General features: G+C 53.3%; 15 protein-coding genes. All 15 read left to right on the top strand.

Going from position 1 to position 16,417, the window contains the following annotated elements:
* Positions 1–118 precede the first annotated feature (118 nt).
* The 15 genes from V5G20_RS18425 to V5G20_RS18355 all read left to right on the top strand — a co-directional run bounded on the left by V5G20_RS18425 (position 119) and on the right by V5G20_RS18355 (position 16,415).
* Complete coding sequence (locus V5G20_RS18425) at positions 119–1,198, top strand: FecCD family ABC transporter permease (protein ID WP_171506873.1); 1,080 nt, start codon at positions 119–121, stop codon at positions 1,196–1,198.
* A complete protein-coding gene (locus V5G20_RS18420; RefSeq protein WP_024984579.1) occupies positions 1,195–2,007 on the top strand; it encodes a heme ABC transporter ATP-binding protein in 813 nt (270 codons plus the stop codon). Before V5G20_RS18425 ends, V5G20_RS18420 begins: the two co-directional genes overlap by 4 nt.
* The gene (locus V5G20_RS18415) at positions 2,004–3,053 is read left to right on the top strand and encodes a methyltransferase domain-containing protein (protein ID WP_122958860.1); all 1,050 of its coding nucleotides are present in this window, start codon (positions 2,004–2,006) and stop codon (positions 3,051–3,053) included. Before V5G20_RS18420 ends, V5G20_RS18415 begins: the two co-directional genes overlap by 4 nt.
* 48 nt (positions 3,054–3,101) lie before the next feature.
* Positions 3,102–3,641, top strand: coding sequence for a sigma-70 family RNA polymerase sigma factor (locus V5G20_RS18410; RefSeq protein WP_003390690.1), 540 nt, complete (start codon positions 3,102–3,104; stop codon positions 3,639–3,641).
* On the top strand, positions 3,620–4,642 hold the full coding sequence (locus tag V5G20_RS18405) for a hypothetical protein (protein WP_122958861.1): 1,023 nt from the start codon (positions 3,620–3,622) through the stop codon (positions 4,640–4,642). The genes V5G20_RS18410 and V5G20_RS18405 overlap by 22 nt, the downstream gene beginning before the upstream one ends.
* Positions 4,643–4,835: 193 nt before the next feature.
* Positions 4,836–6,653: a translation elongation factor 4 gene (gene lepA / locus V5G20_RS18400; protein WP_003390686.1), complete on the top strand. Its 1,818-nt coding sequence runs from the start codon at positions 4,836–4,838 to the stop codon at positions 6,651–6,653.
* 100 nt (positions 6,654–6,753) lie between these two features.
* On the top strand, positions 6,754–7,899 hold the full coding sequence (gene hemW / locus V5G20_RS18395) for a radical SAM family heme chaperone HemW (RefSeq protein ID WP_122958862.1): 1,146 nt from the start codon (positions 6,754–6,756) through the stop codon (positions 7,897–7,899).
* A gap of 125 nt (positions 7,900–8,024) precedes the next feature.
* Positions 8,025–9,053 carry a heat-inducible transcriptional repressor HrcA gene (gene hrcA / locus V5G20_RS18390; protein WP_003390682.1) on the top strand — a complete coding sequence of 343 codons (1,029 nt, stop codon included), beginning with the start codon at positions 8,025–8,027 and terminating at the stop codon, positions 9,051–9,053.
* 56 nt (positions 9,054–9,109) lie between these two features.
* The gene (gene grpE / locus V5G20_RS18385; protein WP_003390680.1) at positions 9,110–9,676 is read left to right on the top strand and encodes a nucleotide exchange factor GrpE; all 567 of its coding nucleotides are present in this window, start codon (positions 9,110–9,112) and stop codon (positions 9,674–9,676) included.
* Between the two features lie 75 nt (positions 9,677–9,751).
* Positions 9,752–11,590, top strand: coding sequence for a molecular chaperone DnaK (dnaK, locus tag V5G20_RS18380; protein ID WP_003390677.1), 1,839 nt, complete (start codon positions 9,752–9,754; stop codon positions 11,588–11,590).
* A gap of 111 nt (positions 11,591–11,701) precedes the next feature.
* Positions 11,702–12,838 carry a molecular chaperone DnaJ gene (gene dnaJ / locus V5G20_RS18375; RefSeq protein ID WP_003390675.1) on the top strand — a complete coding sequence of 379 codons (1,137 nt, stop codon included), beginning with the start codon at positions 11,702–11,704 and terminating at the stop codon, positions 12,836–12,838.
* Positions 12,839–12,878: 40 nt separating this feature from the next.
* The gene (prmA, locus tag V5G20_RS18370) at positions 12,879–13,820 is read left to right on the top strand and encodes a 50S ribosomal protein L11 methyltransferase (RefSeq protein WP_003390673.1); all 942 of its coding nucleotides are present in this window, start codon (positions 12,879–12,881) and stop codon (positions 13,818–13,820) included.
* 18 nt (positions 13,821–13,838) lie between these two features.
* Positions 13,839–14,588, top strand: coding sequence for a 16S rRNA (uracil(1498)-N(3))-methyltransferase (locus V5G20_RS18365; RefSeq protein WP_003390671.1), 750 nt, complete (start codon positions 13,839–13,841; stop codon positions 14,586–14,588).
* A 43-nt stretch (positions 14,589–14,631) separates the two neighbouring features.
* Positions 14,632–15,990, top strand: a complete 1,359-nt coding sequence (gene mtaB, locus V5G20_RS18360) for a tRNA (N(6)-L-threonylcarbamoyladenosine(37)-C(2))-methylthiotransferase MtaB (RefSeq protein WP_031932412.1) — start codon at positions 14,632–14,634, stop codon at positions 15,988–15,990.
* Positions 15,987–16,415 (top strand): NUDIX hydrolase, encoded by a 429-nt coding sequence (locus V5G20_RS18355; RefSeq protein WP_171506859.1) that lies wholly within the window; start codon positions 15,987–15,989, stop codon positions 16,413–16,415. The genes mtaB and V5G20_RS18355 overlap by 4 nt, the downstream gene beginning before the upstream one ends.
* Positions 16,416–16,417: the final 2 nt, after the last annotated feature.

Below are 16,417 nucleotides of genomic sequence, written 5' to 3'. Positions count from 1 at the left end.
GGCAGGACCAATTCATTCCACGTTGGTTAGACCGGTCGATTTTTCCGAAGGAGTGAGAGTTGTGAAACGTACGATACTGGAGAGCTCGGCCGCCACGGATAGCCCCGGACGAAGGGTGATGAAAATCGCCAAGAGAGATATCAGGAGTTTCAGGGGCTGGTTTGCCTCAGTTCTGTTCGTGTTGATTCTGGTGTTGATCGCCAGTGCGACCCTGGCAGTCATGCTGGGCTCAGTGTCGATTCGGCCCGGCACGATCTGGAAAATTGCTTTTTCCCATATTCCGTTGATAGGAGAATGGATACAGGCGGATTGGTCAAAATCGGAAGAAACGATTATTTGGCAGATTCGCTTTCCGCGTGTCTTGCTTGCGGCAATCGTTGGCGCGGGCTTGTCAGTGGTCGGGGTGACCATACAGGCACTTGTAAGAAATTCGTTGGCGGATCCGTATTTGCTCGGGGTTTCCTCAGGTGCATCGGTAGGAGCGACACTGACAATTCTTTTCGGAGCATTCAGTCTATACGGACAGTATTCCCTGACCATTGGGGCTTTTACCGGATCGCTCCTGGCGATTGTCCTTGTTTTTGCGCTTTCGCGGCTTGGAGGGCAAAACTCGACCGTGCGCTTGTTGATGTCCGGCATTGCTGTTTCGGCTGTACTCTCGGCGATCACCAGCCTGATTATCTTTTCAGCTCCTAACGAGCATGGCATCCGTACAGTTTTGTTCTGGATGCAAGGTAGCCTCGCGGGAGCCAAATGGGAGTACCTGACCATTCCGGGCGTTGTGGTAGTGGCCGGGATGTTCGTGCTGATGACTTATTATCGCTCGCTCAATGCGATCATGATGGGAGAGGAAACCGCGAGGACGCTGGGAGTGAATACCGAACATTTCCGAAAAATGCTGCTCGTTATGACCGCGCTGCTCACAGGGGTCATCGTCTCGATCAGCGGGGCAATCGGCTTTGTCGGACTGATGATGCCGCATATTGTCCGCATCATTGTCGGCACCGATCACCGCCGCGTGCTTCCAGTCAGTGCGCTGCTGGGAGCAAGCTTTCTGATCTGGGCCGATGTCGTGGCCAGACTGGCATTCGCTCCTGAGGAATTGCCCATCGGTATCATTACATCGCTGTGCGGAGGGCCATTCTTTATTTGGCTCATGCTTCGAAGCTCGTATTCGTTTGGGGGTGGCGGAAGATGAATCTCATCGCCGAGCAAGTATCCGTCATGTTGGATGGAAAGGAAATCCTTGATCACGTCGACCTGCAGGCTAAGCCGGGAACATTCGTCGGCCTGATCGGTCCGAATGGAAGCGGAAAGTCGACTTTGCTAAAGAGCATTTACCGGGTCAGGAAGCCGGATGCGGGTCTTGTTACAGTAGATGGAGAAGACATCTATCAACTGTCGCCTCGGCAAACAGCGCAGCGAATGGCAGTTGTTCGTCAGGAAGGCACAGTTGAATTCGATTTCACCGTTAGAGAAATTGTTTTGATGGGCCGTTCTGCACATAAACGATTATTTCAGTCAGATACGGAAGAAGACTTTTCGCTCGTGGAAAGGGCGCTGGCTCGAACGGGTATGCAAGCCTTCGCAGAGCGCAGCTTTTTGTCCTTGTCCGGCGGCGAAAAACAGAGGGTATTAATCGCGCGGGCATTGGTGCAAGAGGCGAAGCTTCTTGTTTTGGACGAGCCGACGAACCATCTCGACATTCGCTACCAACTGCAAATTATGGACCTCCTGAAATCGCTCCGTCTGACCGTCCTCGCAGCGCTGCATGACCTGAATATTGCGGCGACATACTGCGACCGGATCTATGTGATCCAAGAAGGGCGGATTGCAGCCGCCGGCACACCGGAACAAGTGCTGAATCCCGAAATGCTCCGGGAAGTGTTCGGTGTCGAAACAGAAGTGTATGTTCATCCGAAGACAGGAAAGAAGCACATCGTATTTTTCTCCGGTATGGAAATGAGCGAGCAGCGGAAGGATGCGGAGGTGTCAACGGCCCTATGAGTGTTTATTCCTGCAAAGTATGCGGTTTTCGCTATGATGAGTGGCTCGGCGACAGTAAAAATGGCGTGCCGCCGGGGATTCCTTTTCAGCGTTTGACAGGCTCGGTTTGCTCTACCTGCGGCCTGTCGGGCGGAAGGCACGAGCGGCTCCCCAGTCCACCTTACAAAGGGCTGGAAGCAGCGTACTACGACCAGTTTGCGGGAAAGGCGGGCATACTTTTCTACCGCGGCTGGATACAAGCCTTCGACCGTCAGCCCGCAGTTCTGGAGCTGGGAGTAGGAACGGGAAGAATCGCCCTGGAATTGGCCAGGCAGGGTATTTCTGTCTGCGGGATCGATAACAGTCCCGACATGCTCGGGCTAGCGGAAAAGAAGAAGCGGCGGTTGGGGAAAGGCAGAGAACACCTGCTGGAGCTCATGGAACAAGAAGCGCTTCATTTGCAACTGGATCGCACCTTTACTCATGTGCTTTTGACCGAGGGGTTTCTCCAGCACTTTACGCTCCGCTCGGAACAAAGGCGGCTTCTACAGTTGATCAAGGAGCATCTAACCGAGGACGGTCTGGTAGCGATTGACCTCCTCTTGCCCCCTGCAGGTGAAAATTGGCAAACGGAACAGCGAAAATGGGTGTTTCCCGACAAGATGGTCTACCAACAGGTTCGGGGAGAAACGTCTTACGCACGCCAGCGATTCCGCTACTCTCTTGCCTATGCGACCTTTATCGACAGCGTGGAGCAGCCGCGCTACCGGGTGGACCGGGAAATGGCGCTGATGCTCCCGGGGGAGCTGGTCTTGCTGCTGGAGTCGGAGCAATTGGAGGTAACGGCGATGCACGAAAACTACATCATCGACTACCCGGCAGGCTATATCCATTCGGTTGAAGGTCTGTCTCTTGTCCATACTGTTCCATCATCGCCGGCGAGAGGCGACTATGATTTGGAAAAGTGGACGGAGGGCGGGTACCCATTTGCGGGCTTAAACGTGAGGACCAACGCGGATGTCTCGCGAATGACTCTGTTTGCTCGGAAAAAAACCTGTAACAAATAGCGGCTTCTTGCATCTAACAAGGTGAAACAGGAAGGAGGGCGCGTCTTCGTGGATAAGCTTCAGCAGACGCCAGAGGCTTCTTTGGATCGGCTCATGCAGGAATACGGGACGCGTGTCCTGCGACTGGTCACCTTGATGGTGAAGGACCGTGACCTGGCCGAAGACATTACGCAGGACGTATTTTTGAAGGTCTACCGCAACCTTTCCGGCTTTCGCGGAGAGAGCAGCATCCATACCTGGATCTACCGGATCGCCGTCAACGAATGCAAGGGCTATTTGCGGTCGTGGACGTTTCGAAATCTGTTTCCGCAAGCGTGGATACAAAAAAATGGCGAGGCGTCGACCGAAAATATCGTGCTGCAGCGAGCTGCCCGGGATGAGCTGGTCCGGCTTGTCTTGCTGCTTCCGCCACTCTATCGCCAGGCGGTAGCTCTCCACTATTATGGGGAAATGTCCATTGCGGAAGTGGCTGAGGTGCTAGGTGTGACCGAAGGGACTGTTCGGACGAGGCTTCATCGGGCGAGACAGCTGTTGAAAAAGGAAATGAATACCGGGGAGGGATGGGAATGGAACGAGACCAATGGCTGAAAGGATTGAAAGAGCGAGCCGATCGCAGCGTACTCCATGACGTCGTGTTCTCCCCGGAAATGGAAGAGAATATACGGCGAACGATCAAGCAGGAGGCAGGGCGAAAAAAAAGGACCTTTCCCCCGGGGCGATGGGGCCTTTGGGCCTCGGCAGCAGCCGCTGTCCTGCTGCTTGCTCTCGTAGGCACTGCGATAACCGGTGTAGGGCCGGGAGAACAAGCCCGGCAACCCGTTCAAGAGAAGCCTTGGCTACCCGCTACTATTGTGAATCCGCCCGATTTGTGGAAACCGTCGCCACGTTCAGATATACACAGCGAAAATCAGGTTTTCAGCTACCTCGGGGAGAAGCCTGTCCGCATCATGACAGATGAATTTGGGCTGTACGAGGATCAGGCACAGCGGATTTCATTTCTGTTGAACGGTTCATTTGGAAAAGAGGTGGAGCTGGTCGCCTACAGTACGGAGGGCAAGCGCATCAAGCTTGGTTCTTATGAAGTTCTGGGACCCCAGTATGATGCGGATGGCCATTTTTCGTCCAGCATTGCCCTTCCCGATCCGGGTGTCTGGAAGCTGCAGGTGCTCTCGGGCAGCGAGCATTTTGGGCAAGTGTTTGTTCAGGTCGAAAAAGGTGTCTCCCCCGAAAATCGGGAGTTTGTCACTCCGCTGATCACCGCGTATTTGCAAACGGCCCAGGGAAACCTGAGCTGGCTGGGAGCAGATCGCGATGTCCATATTGAACTGATCGGGGTAGAAACGCAAGCTCCGGAAAAGCGGCGTGTCTATGCTTGGGTAAGGATTGAAGGCAAGGCAGAGGAGGGGTCTCCGGGATTAAGCTGCCCGATGGTCCTGGACATCGCCTACGAACAGAAGAACGGCAAAGGCGGCGCCTACCGGGTAATCAGCCACAGTATGCCAGAGGACGGAAGCCGCTATCAACCAAGTCTAAAGAAGCTGTTTCCCGAGAAATATTTGCAGCGGTTAAGTGAAGGGAAGAAGCCTTAGCATTATACGCCGTACCTGCTTCAAATCCTGGTTCGGATCGGTCCTCGAAAAATCGTGGGAACCGCCTTATTCTCAATTGTTGCTCGCATAACCGCGCTTTGATATAATTGACGTTAGTGTATTTTTTCGGAACGCGGTCTGAAGGTGGACCAACAGGCGACGTTCAGATGGCGTGGGAGGGAACTGACAACACATGGATCGCCGTGAAAGACAAAAACGCATTCGCAATTTTTCCATTATCGCCCATATCGACCACGGGAAGTCAACCTTGGCTGACCGCATCCTGGAATTGACAGGAGCATTGTCAGAACGGGAGATGGAAGCGCAGTTTCTGGACTCGATGGATCTGGAAAGAGAGCGCGGCATTACGATCAAGCTGAATGCCGTGCAGTTAAAGTATAAAGCAGACGACGGGGAAGAGTATATTTTGCATTTGATCGACACCCCCGGACACGTCGACTTTACCTATGAAGTATCCCGCAGCCTTGCCGCTTGCGAAGGCGCCCTCTTGGTCGTCGACGCTGCCCAAGGCATCGAAGCGCAGACATTGGCCAACGTCTATCTGGCGCTGGACAACAATCTGGAGATTATTCCGGTAATCAACAAGATTGACCTGCCGAGCGCGGAACCAGAGCGGGTCAAACAGGAAGTAGAGGACGTCATTGGCCTGGATGCAAGCGAAGCCTGTCTGACTTCGGCAAAAGCAGGGATCGGGATCAAAGATGTGCTGGAGGCTGTCGTGCAAAAGGTGCCGGCTCCGGAAGGGGACCCCGACGCACCTCTGCAAGCTTTGATTTTTGACTCTTACTTTGATCCGTACCGCGGCGTAATCGCTTCCGTGAGGGTTGTAAACGGTACGCTGCGCAAAGGCATGAAAATCAAAATGATGGCGACAGGCAAAACCTTCGATGTAACCGAAGTGGGAGCATCGATGCCGCGTCAGACCCCGGTCGACGAACTGACTGTGGGTGATGTAGGGTATGTCGCCGCTTCGATCAAAACGGTAGGAGACACGAGGGTCGGTGATACGATTACCGACGCAGCTCGCCCGACGGCAGAACCGCTGCCAGGCTACCGGAAAATCAATCCAATGGTGTTCTGCGGTCTGTACCCGATCGACACCAGCGATTACAATGACTTGCGCGAGGCTTTGGAAAAGCTTCAGCTAAACGACGCGTCCCTGCAGTTCGAGCCGGAGACATCCCAGGCGCTTGGCTTCGGATTCCGTTGCGGATTCCTCGGTCTCTTGCATATGGAGATCATTCAGGAGCGGATTGAGCGGGAATTCAACATCGATCTGATCACGACCGCACCGAGCGTAATTTACCGGGTGACCATGACCAATGGCGAGGTCATCGAGATCGACAACCCGTCGAAAATGCCGGAAGTGCAGAAGATCGAAATGATCGAAGAGCCGTATGTGTCGGCTACCGTAATGGTGCCGAAGGATTACGTGGGCGATGTCATGCAGTTGTGCCAGGGCAAGCGCGGAGAATTTCTCGACATGCAGTACATGGGAGAAAATCGCGTGCAGCTGAAGTACGACATGCCGCTCTCGGAGATCGTGTACGACTTCTTTGATCTGCTGAAGTCAGGAACCAAAGGCTACGCCTCCTTTGACTATGAATTGGCAGGCTACAAGCCGTCCAAGCTTGTGAAAATGGACATTCTGTTGAACGGAGAAGTCGTGGATGCCCTGTCGTTTATCGTCCACCGCGACAGTGCCTACAACCGTGGCCGCATCATCTGCGAAAAGCTGAAGGAATTGATCCCGAGACAGCAATTCGAGGTGCCGATCCAGGCTGCGATCGGACACAAGGTTGTCGCGCGGGAGACGATCAGCGCCCTGCGCAAAAACGTCCTGGCCAAATGCTACGGCGGGGACATCAGCCGGAAGCGCAAACTCCTGGAAAAGCAAAAAGAAGGGAAAAAGCGCATGAAATCCGTCGGTTCCGTCGAGGTGCCGCAAGAAGCGTTCATGGCTGTTCTCCGGATGGACGACAAGAAATAGGCCGAAACAAACCGGTCTGCAGTTTGCAGATGTTGCAGAATACTAGACCTGACGGTGATGTCAGGTCTTTTGACTTTTCCAATAAAGGAGGGGAAGAATCTTGGCGCCCCAATCTGTTTATATCCACATTCCCTTTTGCACGAATAAATGCTATTACTGCGATTTCAACTCGTTTGTCACCAACAATCCGCAGCTGATTTGGGACTATCTGGACGCACTGGAAAAAGAGATGGAGCTGACCTTTGCCAAATGGCCGGTCCAACAAGTAAAAACGATTTTCGTCGGAGGCGGGACCCCGACGTTTCTCGATCAGGCGCAAATGCGCAGATTCCTCGAGATGGTTGAGAAGCATCTGGGACGGTATGCAGCGCCGGAACTGGAATTTTCGATGGAAGCAAATCCAGGGACGACGGACAAAGAGAAGCTGCGGTTGATGCGGGAGCTGGGAGTGAATCGGCTCAGCTTCGGGGTGCAATCGTTTGATGAAAGCCTGTTGAAGCGTTTGGGACGGATTCACGACGTGGGGCAGGTGTATCAGAGCATCGATAATGCCGTTGCGGCAGGGTTTGACAATTTGACGATTGATCTGATGTTCGGCTTGCCTGATCAAACAGAAGAGATATTCAGGGACACCCTGCAAAAAGCATTTCAATTGCCCACAACCCACTTCTCTGCATATAGTCTGAAAGTGGAGGAGAATACGCTCTTTCATACCTTGTACCAAAAGGATCAGCTGCCGCTTCCATCCGAAGAGACAGAGCTGAATATGTACCTGCTGCTGATCGAGGAAATGGAACGCCACGGCTATCATCAATACGAGATCAGCAACTTTGCCAGGCCAGGATTTGAAAGCAGGCACAACAAGACATACTGGCTTAATGAGGAGTATTACGGTTTGGGAGCGGGCGCGCACGGCTATGTCGATCATGAACGGCATGTCAATGCAGGGCCGCTGGCGATCTATTTGCAAATGTGCCGGGAAGGGTTGCCGCGTGTCGAACAGTTCGCGGTTTCGCCGAAAGAAGCGATGGAGGACCACATGATCATGGGGCTCAGGCTGCGCGAGGGCATCGATGCGGAACAGTTCAGCCGCCGTTTCGGAAAGACCATCATGGAAGAATACGGCCGTATCATAGAAGAAGAAGTAGCAAAAGGAATGCTCGAATGGAGTGACGGGCGGCTGCGCCTGACTCGCACGGCATTGCCGCTTGGGAATGAGGTATTCGCCCGCTTTTTGGGCGATTAGGCAGACAGGAAAAAGGGAAGTCGTTTCTGGGAAAACATTGACAAATTCCTCCCGTATTGATAACTTAATAAATAGATTTAGCACTCGATACATCTGAGTGCTAACAACAGGGAGGCGAAGGCAGCATGTTATCGGACCGCCAACGATTGATTCTCAATGCGATTGTCGATAATTACATTCATTCGGCCGAACCTGTAGGCTCCCGAACCATTTCCAAAAAAGATGGCATCGGCTTTAGTTCGGCGACGATTCGCAACGAAATGGCCGACTTGGAAGAGCTGGGGTATCTGGAACAGCCGCATACCTCGGCGGGAAGGGTGCCCTCCACCAAAGGGTATCGCTTTTACGTAGACAACCTGATCCAGCCGCATTTATTGAACGACCTGGAATTGGGAAAGCTGAAGCAGCTGTTTGCCGAGCGTATTCATCACTTTGAACAGGTGATCGAATACACCGCTCAAATTCTTTCTCATGTGACCAACTACACGGCTATCGTGCTCGGTCCGGAGATCTTTGAGCATCGGCTGAAACATATTCAAATCGTTCCCTTGAACGAAGAACAGGCAGTAGCCATCGTGGTGACCAATACTGGTCGTGTGGAAAACAAGCTGATCGATCTGCCAAAGGGCGTCCGGCCGCAGGAGATTGAAAAGCTGGTCAACATCTTGAACACCAAGCTGTCTGATGTTCCGCTGTGGCAGCTGCGGCAGCGCCTTTATCAGGAAATAGCAGGCGAGATGAGACGTCACGTAGAGCAGTACGAAGAGATGCTGCATATCCTGGAAGACTCTTTGACCCGGGAAGAAAAAGAACGCGTCTATTTGCGCGGAGCGACCAAGATCATGAACCAGCCGGAGTTTCGCGATGTCGATAAGGTGAAGGATATTCTTGAGCTTCTGGAGCGAAATGACCAGCTGATTCATTTGTTCGGAGCGCCCGCGGAAGGGCTGACTGTCCGGATCGGGCAGGAAAATCAGTTGGATGCCATCAAGCAGTGCAGCATCATTACGACATCCTATTCTTTGGGCGGAAAGCCTGTGGGGATGGTTGGAATACTTGGGCCTACCCGAATGGAATACAGCAAAGTCATCACCGTGTTGAATTACCTGGCGGAAGGTCTCTCGCAAATGCTGACATCAGAATTTGAGAAATAGGAATATGGGAACGTCTCGGCCGTAGTGCCTCGGCGGTCACAGGAGGTATTTGAATCTTGAACGATGAAAAAATGACCCAGGATGTTTCACCAGACAACGCAGCAGAAGAGACGACTGACAAAGCGGAGCAAACCGTCGATCCTGCTTCCGAGCAAGCGGAACAGATCGATTGGCAGCAGGAAGCGGAGCGCTGGAGAGCGCAGGCAGAAGAGAACAACAACCGCCTGTTGAGAGCGATGGCAGACATGGAAAACATGCGGCGCCGCCTGAGAAAAGAACAAGAGGATCTGGCGAAGTACGCCTCGCAAAAAGTGGTGGAGGAGCTGCTGCCTGTACTGGACAACTTTGAAAGGGCGCTTTCTGCCGACAAAGAGGCGATGACTGTCGAATCGCTTTTGACTGGTGTCGATATGGTGTACCGCCAGATGGTTCAAGTATTTGAAAAGGAAGGACTTGCACCCATTCCGGCGAAGGGACAGCCTTTTGATCCCCATGTTCACCAGGCGGTCATGCAAACGGAGGATCCTGAGTACGGATCCGGCGTGGTTGTTGAAGAGCTGCAAAAAGGCTATCAATTCAAGGACCGTGTCATTCGACCTGCCATGGTGAAAGTGAACGCCTAGCCGATTTTCTTTTTTTAGCGTCATACAGCAAGCATGAATAACTAGTGAGTGAAGTCGTGAGGAGGATTTTACAGTATGAGTCGTGTAATCGGTATTGACTTGGGAACAACAAACTCTTGCGTAGCAGTTATGGAGGGCGGCGAGCCTGTCGTTATCCCCAATCCCGAAGGCAACCGTACCACACCTTCCGTAGTTGCTTTCAAAAATGGCGAGCGTATCGTAGGTGAAGCGGCGAAACGCCAGGCGATCACCAATCCAGACAACACCGTCATGTCAGTCAAGCGTTACATGGGGACAAACCACAAGGTGACACTGGAAGGAAAAGAGTATACGCCGCAGGAAGTATCGGCGATGATTTTGCAAAAGCTGAAAGCCGACGCGGAAGCGTACCTCGGTGAAACGGTCACCAAGGCAGTTATTACGGTTCCAGCCTACTTCAACGACAGCCAGCGCCAAGCGACCAAGGACGCCGGCAAAATCGCCGGTTTGGAAGTTCTGCGGATCGTGAACGAGCCGACTGCGGCTGCACTGGCATACGGAATGGAAAAGACGGAAGACCAGACTGTCCTCGTATACGACCTGGGCGGCGGTACGTTTGACGTTTCGATTCTTGAGCTTTCAGAGGGCTTCTTCGAAGTAAAAGCAACTTCCGGCGACAACAAGCTCGGTGGTGACGATTTTGACCAGGTGATTATCGATTACCTCGTGAGCGAGTTCAAGAAGGAGCACGGTATCGATCTGTCCAAAGACCGCATGGCTCTGCAACGTCTGAAGGATGCTGCGGAAAAAGCGAAAAAGGACCTCTCCGGCGTTTTGACGACCACGATCTCTCTGCCGTTCATCACAGCAGACGCAACTGGTCCGAAACACTTGGAACTCAACCTGACCCGTGCGAAATTCGAAGAGCTTTCCGCTCACCTCGTGGAACGCACGATGGGCCCAACCCGTCAGGCGCTGCAGGATGCGGGTCTTTCCGCAAACGAAATTGACCGCGTTATCCTCGTAGGGGGCTCTACCCGGATTCCGGCCGTACAGGAAGCGATCAAGAAGTTTACCGGCAAAGAACCGCACAAAGGTGTCAACCCGGATGAAGTCGTCGCACTGGGTGCTGCCGTGCAAGCGGGCGTTCTGACCGGTGACGTGACAGACGTTGTTCTGCTTGACGTAACCCCGCTGTCTCTCGGTATTGAAACGCTGGGCGGCGTATTTACGAAGCTGATTGAGCGCAATACGACGATTCCGACCAGCAAATCGCAGGTGTTCTCTACGGCTGCCGACAACCAGACATCCGTGGAAATCCACGTGCTGCAAGGGGAGCGCCAAATGGCGGCAGACAACAAAACACTCGGCCGCTTCACGCTCTCCGATATCCCGCCGGCTCCTCGCGGCATCCCGCAAATCGAAGTATCCTTCGATATCGACGCCAACGGCATCGTAAACGTTCGCGCGAAGGATATGGGTACCGGCAAAGAGCAGCGCATTACGATCACCTCCAACTCCGGTCTGTCCGATGAAGAGATTGAACGCATGGTAAAAGAGGCCGAATTGAACGCCGAGGCCGACAAACAGCGCAAAGAAGCGGTAGAAGTCCGCAATGAAGCCGACCAGCTCGTGTTCACTACCGAGAAAACCTTGAAGGAAGTAGAAGGCAAGGTAGATCAGGCTGAAATCGATAAAGCGAATGAAGCCAAGGATAAGGTGAAAAAGGCACTCGAAGGTGGAAACCTGGACGAGATCAAGACAGCCAAGGACGAACTGTCCCAGATCATTCAGCAAATCTCCGTGAAACTGTATGAGCAGGCTGCACAAGCAGCTCAGGCCGCACAGGGAGCCAGTGCCCAGGATGCATCCGGCGATGCGAAAAAAGAGAATGTCGTAGACGCTGACTACGAGGTTGTCGACGACAAGAAGTAAGCGAATGATAGCGAGAAAAGAAGTCAAAGTCACGGAACGCTGACTTTGACTTTTTTTCGAGTCTGTCACATGCTATGATAACAGTTGACTGTCATGGGAGTGATTCAGGAGATGAAACGGGATTATTACGAGGTACTGGGAGTCTCCAAGGATGCGGATACCGAGGAAATCAAGAAGGCGTACCGCAAACTGGCTCGCAAGTACCACCCCGATGTGAATAAAGAGGCGGATGCCGAAGCGAAGTTCAAGGAAGTAAAGGAAGCGTACGACGTTCTGTCCGATTCGCAAGCTCGCGCCCAGTATGACCGCTTTGGCCACCAGGACCCGAATCAGGGCTTCGGCGGCGGTGGATTTGGCGGCTTCGACGCGAACAATATGGGCGGCTTTGGCGACATCTTCGACATGTTCTTTGGCGGCGGCAGACGTGCCAATCCAAATGCTCCGCGCAAAGGCTCGGACCTGCAGTTTGGGCTGTCCATCGATTTTACGGAGGCCGTTTTCGGAAAAGAGACAGATGTTGAGATTCCGAAAGAAGCCGAGTGCGATACTTGTCACGGCTCCGGAGCCAAACCGGGTTCCGGCGTTGAAACCTGCCATACGTGCAAGGGGACGGGTCAGCAGGAAGTGGCCGCGAATACGCCGTTTGGACGGATCGTCAACCGGCGCGTTTGTCCGACCTGCGAGGGCAAAGGGAAGGTCGTCAAAGAGAAATGCACCTCCTGCAAAGGCGCAGGTCGGGTCAAGATTCGCCGCAAAATTCACCTCAACATACCGGCCGGTGTGGATGACGGTGCCCAGCTTCGCGTTTCCGGCGAGGGAGAGCCGGGCTTCAACGGGGGGCCTCCGGGAGACTTGTACGTCGTCTTACGGGTAAAAGCGCACGAGTTTTTTGAACGTGAAGGGAACGATATTTACTGCGAGGTGCCGATTACCTTTGCCCAAGCGGCACTGGGAGACGAGATCGAGGTACCGACTGTTGACGGTCGTGTCAAGCTGAAGATCCCGGCTGGTACACAATCGGAGACCTTTTTCCGCCTGCGCGGGAAGGGTGTGCCGTTCTTGCGCGGAAACGGCCGCGGGGATCAGCATGTAAAGGCGCGCGTCGTCACGCCAAAAAAGCTGACAGACAGGCAAAAAGAACTGCTCCGGGAGTTTGCGGAGCTGTCGGGCGAGTCGCCTGGACATCCGGCATCGGAAGACAACGAGAGCTTTTTTGAAAGAATGAAACGCGCATTTCGCGGAGAGTAGTTTTGCCCAAGGAAAAGAGTAAATGGGGAGTTGGTAGTTCATGAAATGGTCTGAAGTTAGTATCCATACTACAGCGGAGGCAGTAGATGCAGTGTCCAATCTTCTATACGAGATGGGAGCCAACGGGGTTGTGATCGAAGACCCGGAGGTGCTGCATCGCGATTGGGATACCCCATTTGGTGAGATCTACCAGCTATCCCCGGATGATTTTCCGGCCGAGGGCGTATTCGTCAAAGCGTATCTGGCGGCAGACAGCAGTACGCTCGGAGATATGCTGAGCGAGTTGAAACAGCAGCTGGACGAGTTGACAGGTTATGGCTTGGATATCGGAAAGGGCACGATTGCCGTAAACGATGTTCACGAAGACGAGTGGGCCCACGCCTGGAAAAAGTACTATAAGCCGGTGCATGTTTCCGATCGCATGACGATCAAGCCGGTTTGGGAAGAGTATCAGCAAAAGAGTCCGGATGAAGTCATCATCGAGATGGACCCGGGAATGGCTTTTGGAACGGGTACACACCCTACCACCATTCTTTGCCTGCGGGCCTTGGAAAAATATCTGCAGCCGGGGGACCGCGTATTTGACGTCGGGACCGGTACGGCTATTCTCAGCATCGCAGCGGTCAAATTGGGTGCTGAGCACGTTTTGGCTATGGACTTGGATGAGGTGGCTGTCCGTTCCGCACAGGCCAATACGGAGCTGAACGGAGTCGATGAGAAAATTACGGTCAGACAGAACAACCTGCTGGAAGGCGTCGATGGACCGGTAGACCTCGTCGTCGCCAACATTTTGGCTGAGATCATCGTTCGTTTTACAGATGACGTCTACCGCGTACTCAAGCCGGAGGGAACGTTCATTGCCTCAGGCATCATCGAAGCCAAAGCGCAAGAAGTGAAAAACGCGATGGCTGCATCCGGTTTGGAGATCGTGGAAACCATTTTCATTGATGATTGGGTAGCCATTACAGCAAAAAAAAGATAAAATAGTGAGGTTAGCGGGATGCAAAGATATTTTGTCGAGCCGCACCTGTTCTCCGAACGAGAGGTCACCATTACAGGCGATGACGTTCATCATATCGTAAATGTGATGCGGGCAAAAAGCGGCGAGGAGATCATCGTCAGCGATGGAGCAGGACGTTCCGCGATTGTTCGCATCGATTCCTTGTCCGGCAAGGAAGTAGTGGCAACTGTTGTGGAGCTGCTTCGCGAACAGCGGGAGCTCCCGGTGCAGATCACGATTGGACAGGGTTTGCCAAAAGGTGAAAAGATGGAGTGGGTCCTGCAAAAGGGAACGGAATTGGGAGCGTTCGCTTTTTTTCCTTTTTCCTCCGAGCGGACCATCGTCAAGCTGGACGCCAAGAAAGAGGCGAAGAAGCTGGACCGCTGGCGCAAGATTGTCAAGGAAGCGGCGGAACAGTCGCATCGCAGTATCTTGCCGGAGCTGCTGGCACCAGTCACGTTCAGACAGATCGTGGAGGAATCATCGCGCTACACCCGTGCGGTGATTGCATACGAAAAAGAAGGCGGTACAACACTGCATGAGGTTTTGCCGGCACTGATGCCGGGCGACTCGCTGCTGGTCCTGATCGGACCGGAGGGAGGTTTTTCCCCGGAGGAAGTAGCAGCGGCTGAAGCTGCCGGAATCCGGTCCATTTCCCTTGGTCCCCGTATCTTGCGGACGGAAACAGCTTGCCAATACGTGCTGGCGGCGGCATCTTATCAGTTTGAGCGTACCTTGGGCCAATCATAAAAAATTTCAATCGTTTATGGATAGAGTGAAAGGAGGAGGCGCAATGTCTACGGTTGCTTTCCACACATTGGGTTGTAAAGTGAACAGCTACGAGACGGAAGCGATCTGGCAGCTGTTTAAAAACAGTGGCTACGAGCGGGTTGATTTTGAACAGGATGAGGCAGACGTTTACGTTATCAATACATGTACAGTTACCAACACCGGAGACAAGAAGAGCCGTCAGGTCATTCGCCGTGCGATCCGCCGCAATCCTGACGCCATTGTCGCTGTTACCGGTTGCTATGCGCAAACCTCCCCGAGCGAAATCGCTCAAATTCCGGGAGTAGACATCATTGTCGGAACTCAGGGGCGCGAGAAGCTGATCGAGTATGTGGATCAGATCCGTTCTGAGCGCAAGCCGATCAACGCAGTAGCAAACATCATGAAAGCGCGCGAATTCGAGGAGTTGGACGTACCCAACTTTACCGACCGCACGCGGGCTTCGCTGAAAATTCAGGAGGGCTGCAACAACTTTTGCACCTTCTGCATTATTCCATGGGCGCGGGGCCTGATGCGTTCCCGCAAACCGGAAAGTGTCCTTGAGCAAGCGAGACAGCTGGTTGCGGCGGGGTACCTGGAGATCGTTTTGACCGGTATCCACACAGGCGGCTACGGGGAAGATCTGGAAGATTACAACCTGGCCAAGCTGCTTGTCGACCTGCATCAGGTAGAAGGCTTGAAGCGCATCCGCATCAGTTCGATTGAAGCGAGCCAAATCACGGATGAAGTGATCGACGTAATCAATCATTCAGACCGCGTCGTGCGCCATCTGCACGTACCGCTTCAGGCCGGCGACGATGACGTGTTGAAACGGATGCGCCGGAAATACACCACGGCAGAGTTTTATGAAAAAATGGTCAAGGTTCGCGAGGCGCTGCCTGGCGTTGCTTTGACAACAGACGTGATTGTCGGCTTCCCAGGTGAGACGGACGAGCAATTCCGCAATGGATACGAGTTCATTCAAAAGATCGGCTTTGCCGAGCTGCATGTGTTCCCGTACTCGATGCGGACAGGTACTCCAGCGGCACGGATGACCGATCAAATTCCGGAAGAAATCAAGCACGAGCGCGTAACCCAGCTTCTGGGGCTGAACCGAGAGCTGACGCTTCAATACGCCCAGCAATTTGTCGGAGAGGTCCTGGAGGTTATTCCTGAGCGTCCTTACAAAGAAGCGCCCGAAAGCGGCCTCTTGATGGGGTATTCGGACAATTATCTCAATCTCGTTTTCCCTGGCGATGAATCCATGATCGGCAAGATTTGCAAGGTACGGCTGGATGAAGCAGGCTCTGAATACTGCAAAGGCACGTTTGTCCGTGTTCTGGACACACCGATCCCGATGCAGTTGAAGGAACACGTGGGATGAAGGAAATCTCTGCTGGCGGCGTCGTCTACCAAGCAACAGACAGCAACCTGCTGATCATGCTGATAGAAGATCGCTACGGAAAAGTTACACTCGCCAAAGGGAAGCAGGAACTAGGGGAAACGATTGAGGAAACAGCTCTCCGCGAGGTACTGGAGGAGACTGGGGTGAGAGGGCGTCTGGGAGAAAAGCTGGACACCATCTATTACGACTACCATCATCCTGTCACGGGAGAACTGGTCAATAAAGAGGTCCACTATTATCTGGTAGAAGCGTATTCTACCGAGATCGTTGTTCAGGAGGAAGAGATCAACGCCGTCCACTGGCATTCTCCGGATGAAGCATGGGCGCTGCAGCAAAAGCGCGGGTACCGGAACAACGATAAAGTGCTTCGCCTAGCTTTGCACCATTTCGGGATTGAGGTGTAAGA

This window comes from Brevibacillus borstelensis (genome assembly GCF_036700025.1).
Taxonomy (GTDB): domain Bacteria; phylum Bacillota; class Bacilli; order Brevibacillales; family Brevibacillaceae; genus Brevibacillus; species Brevibacillus borstelensis.
This window is presented reverse-complemented; position numbering and strand designations above follow the sequence as displayed.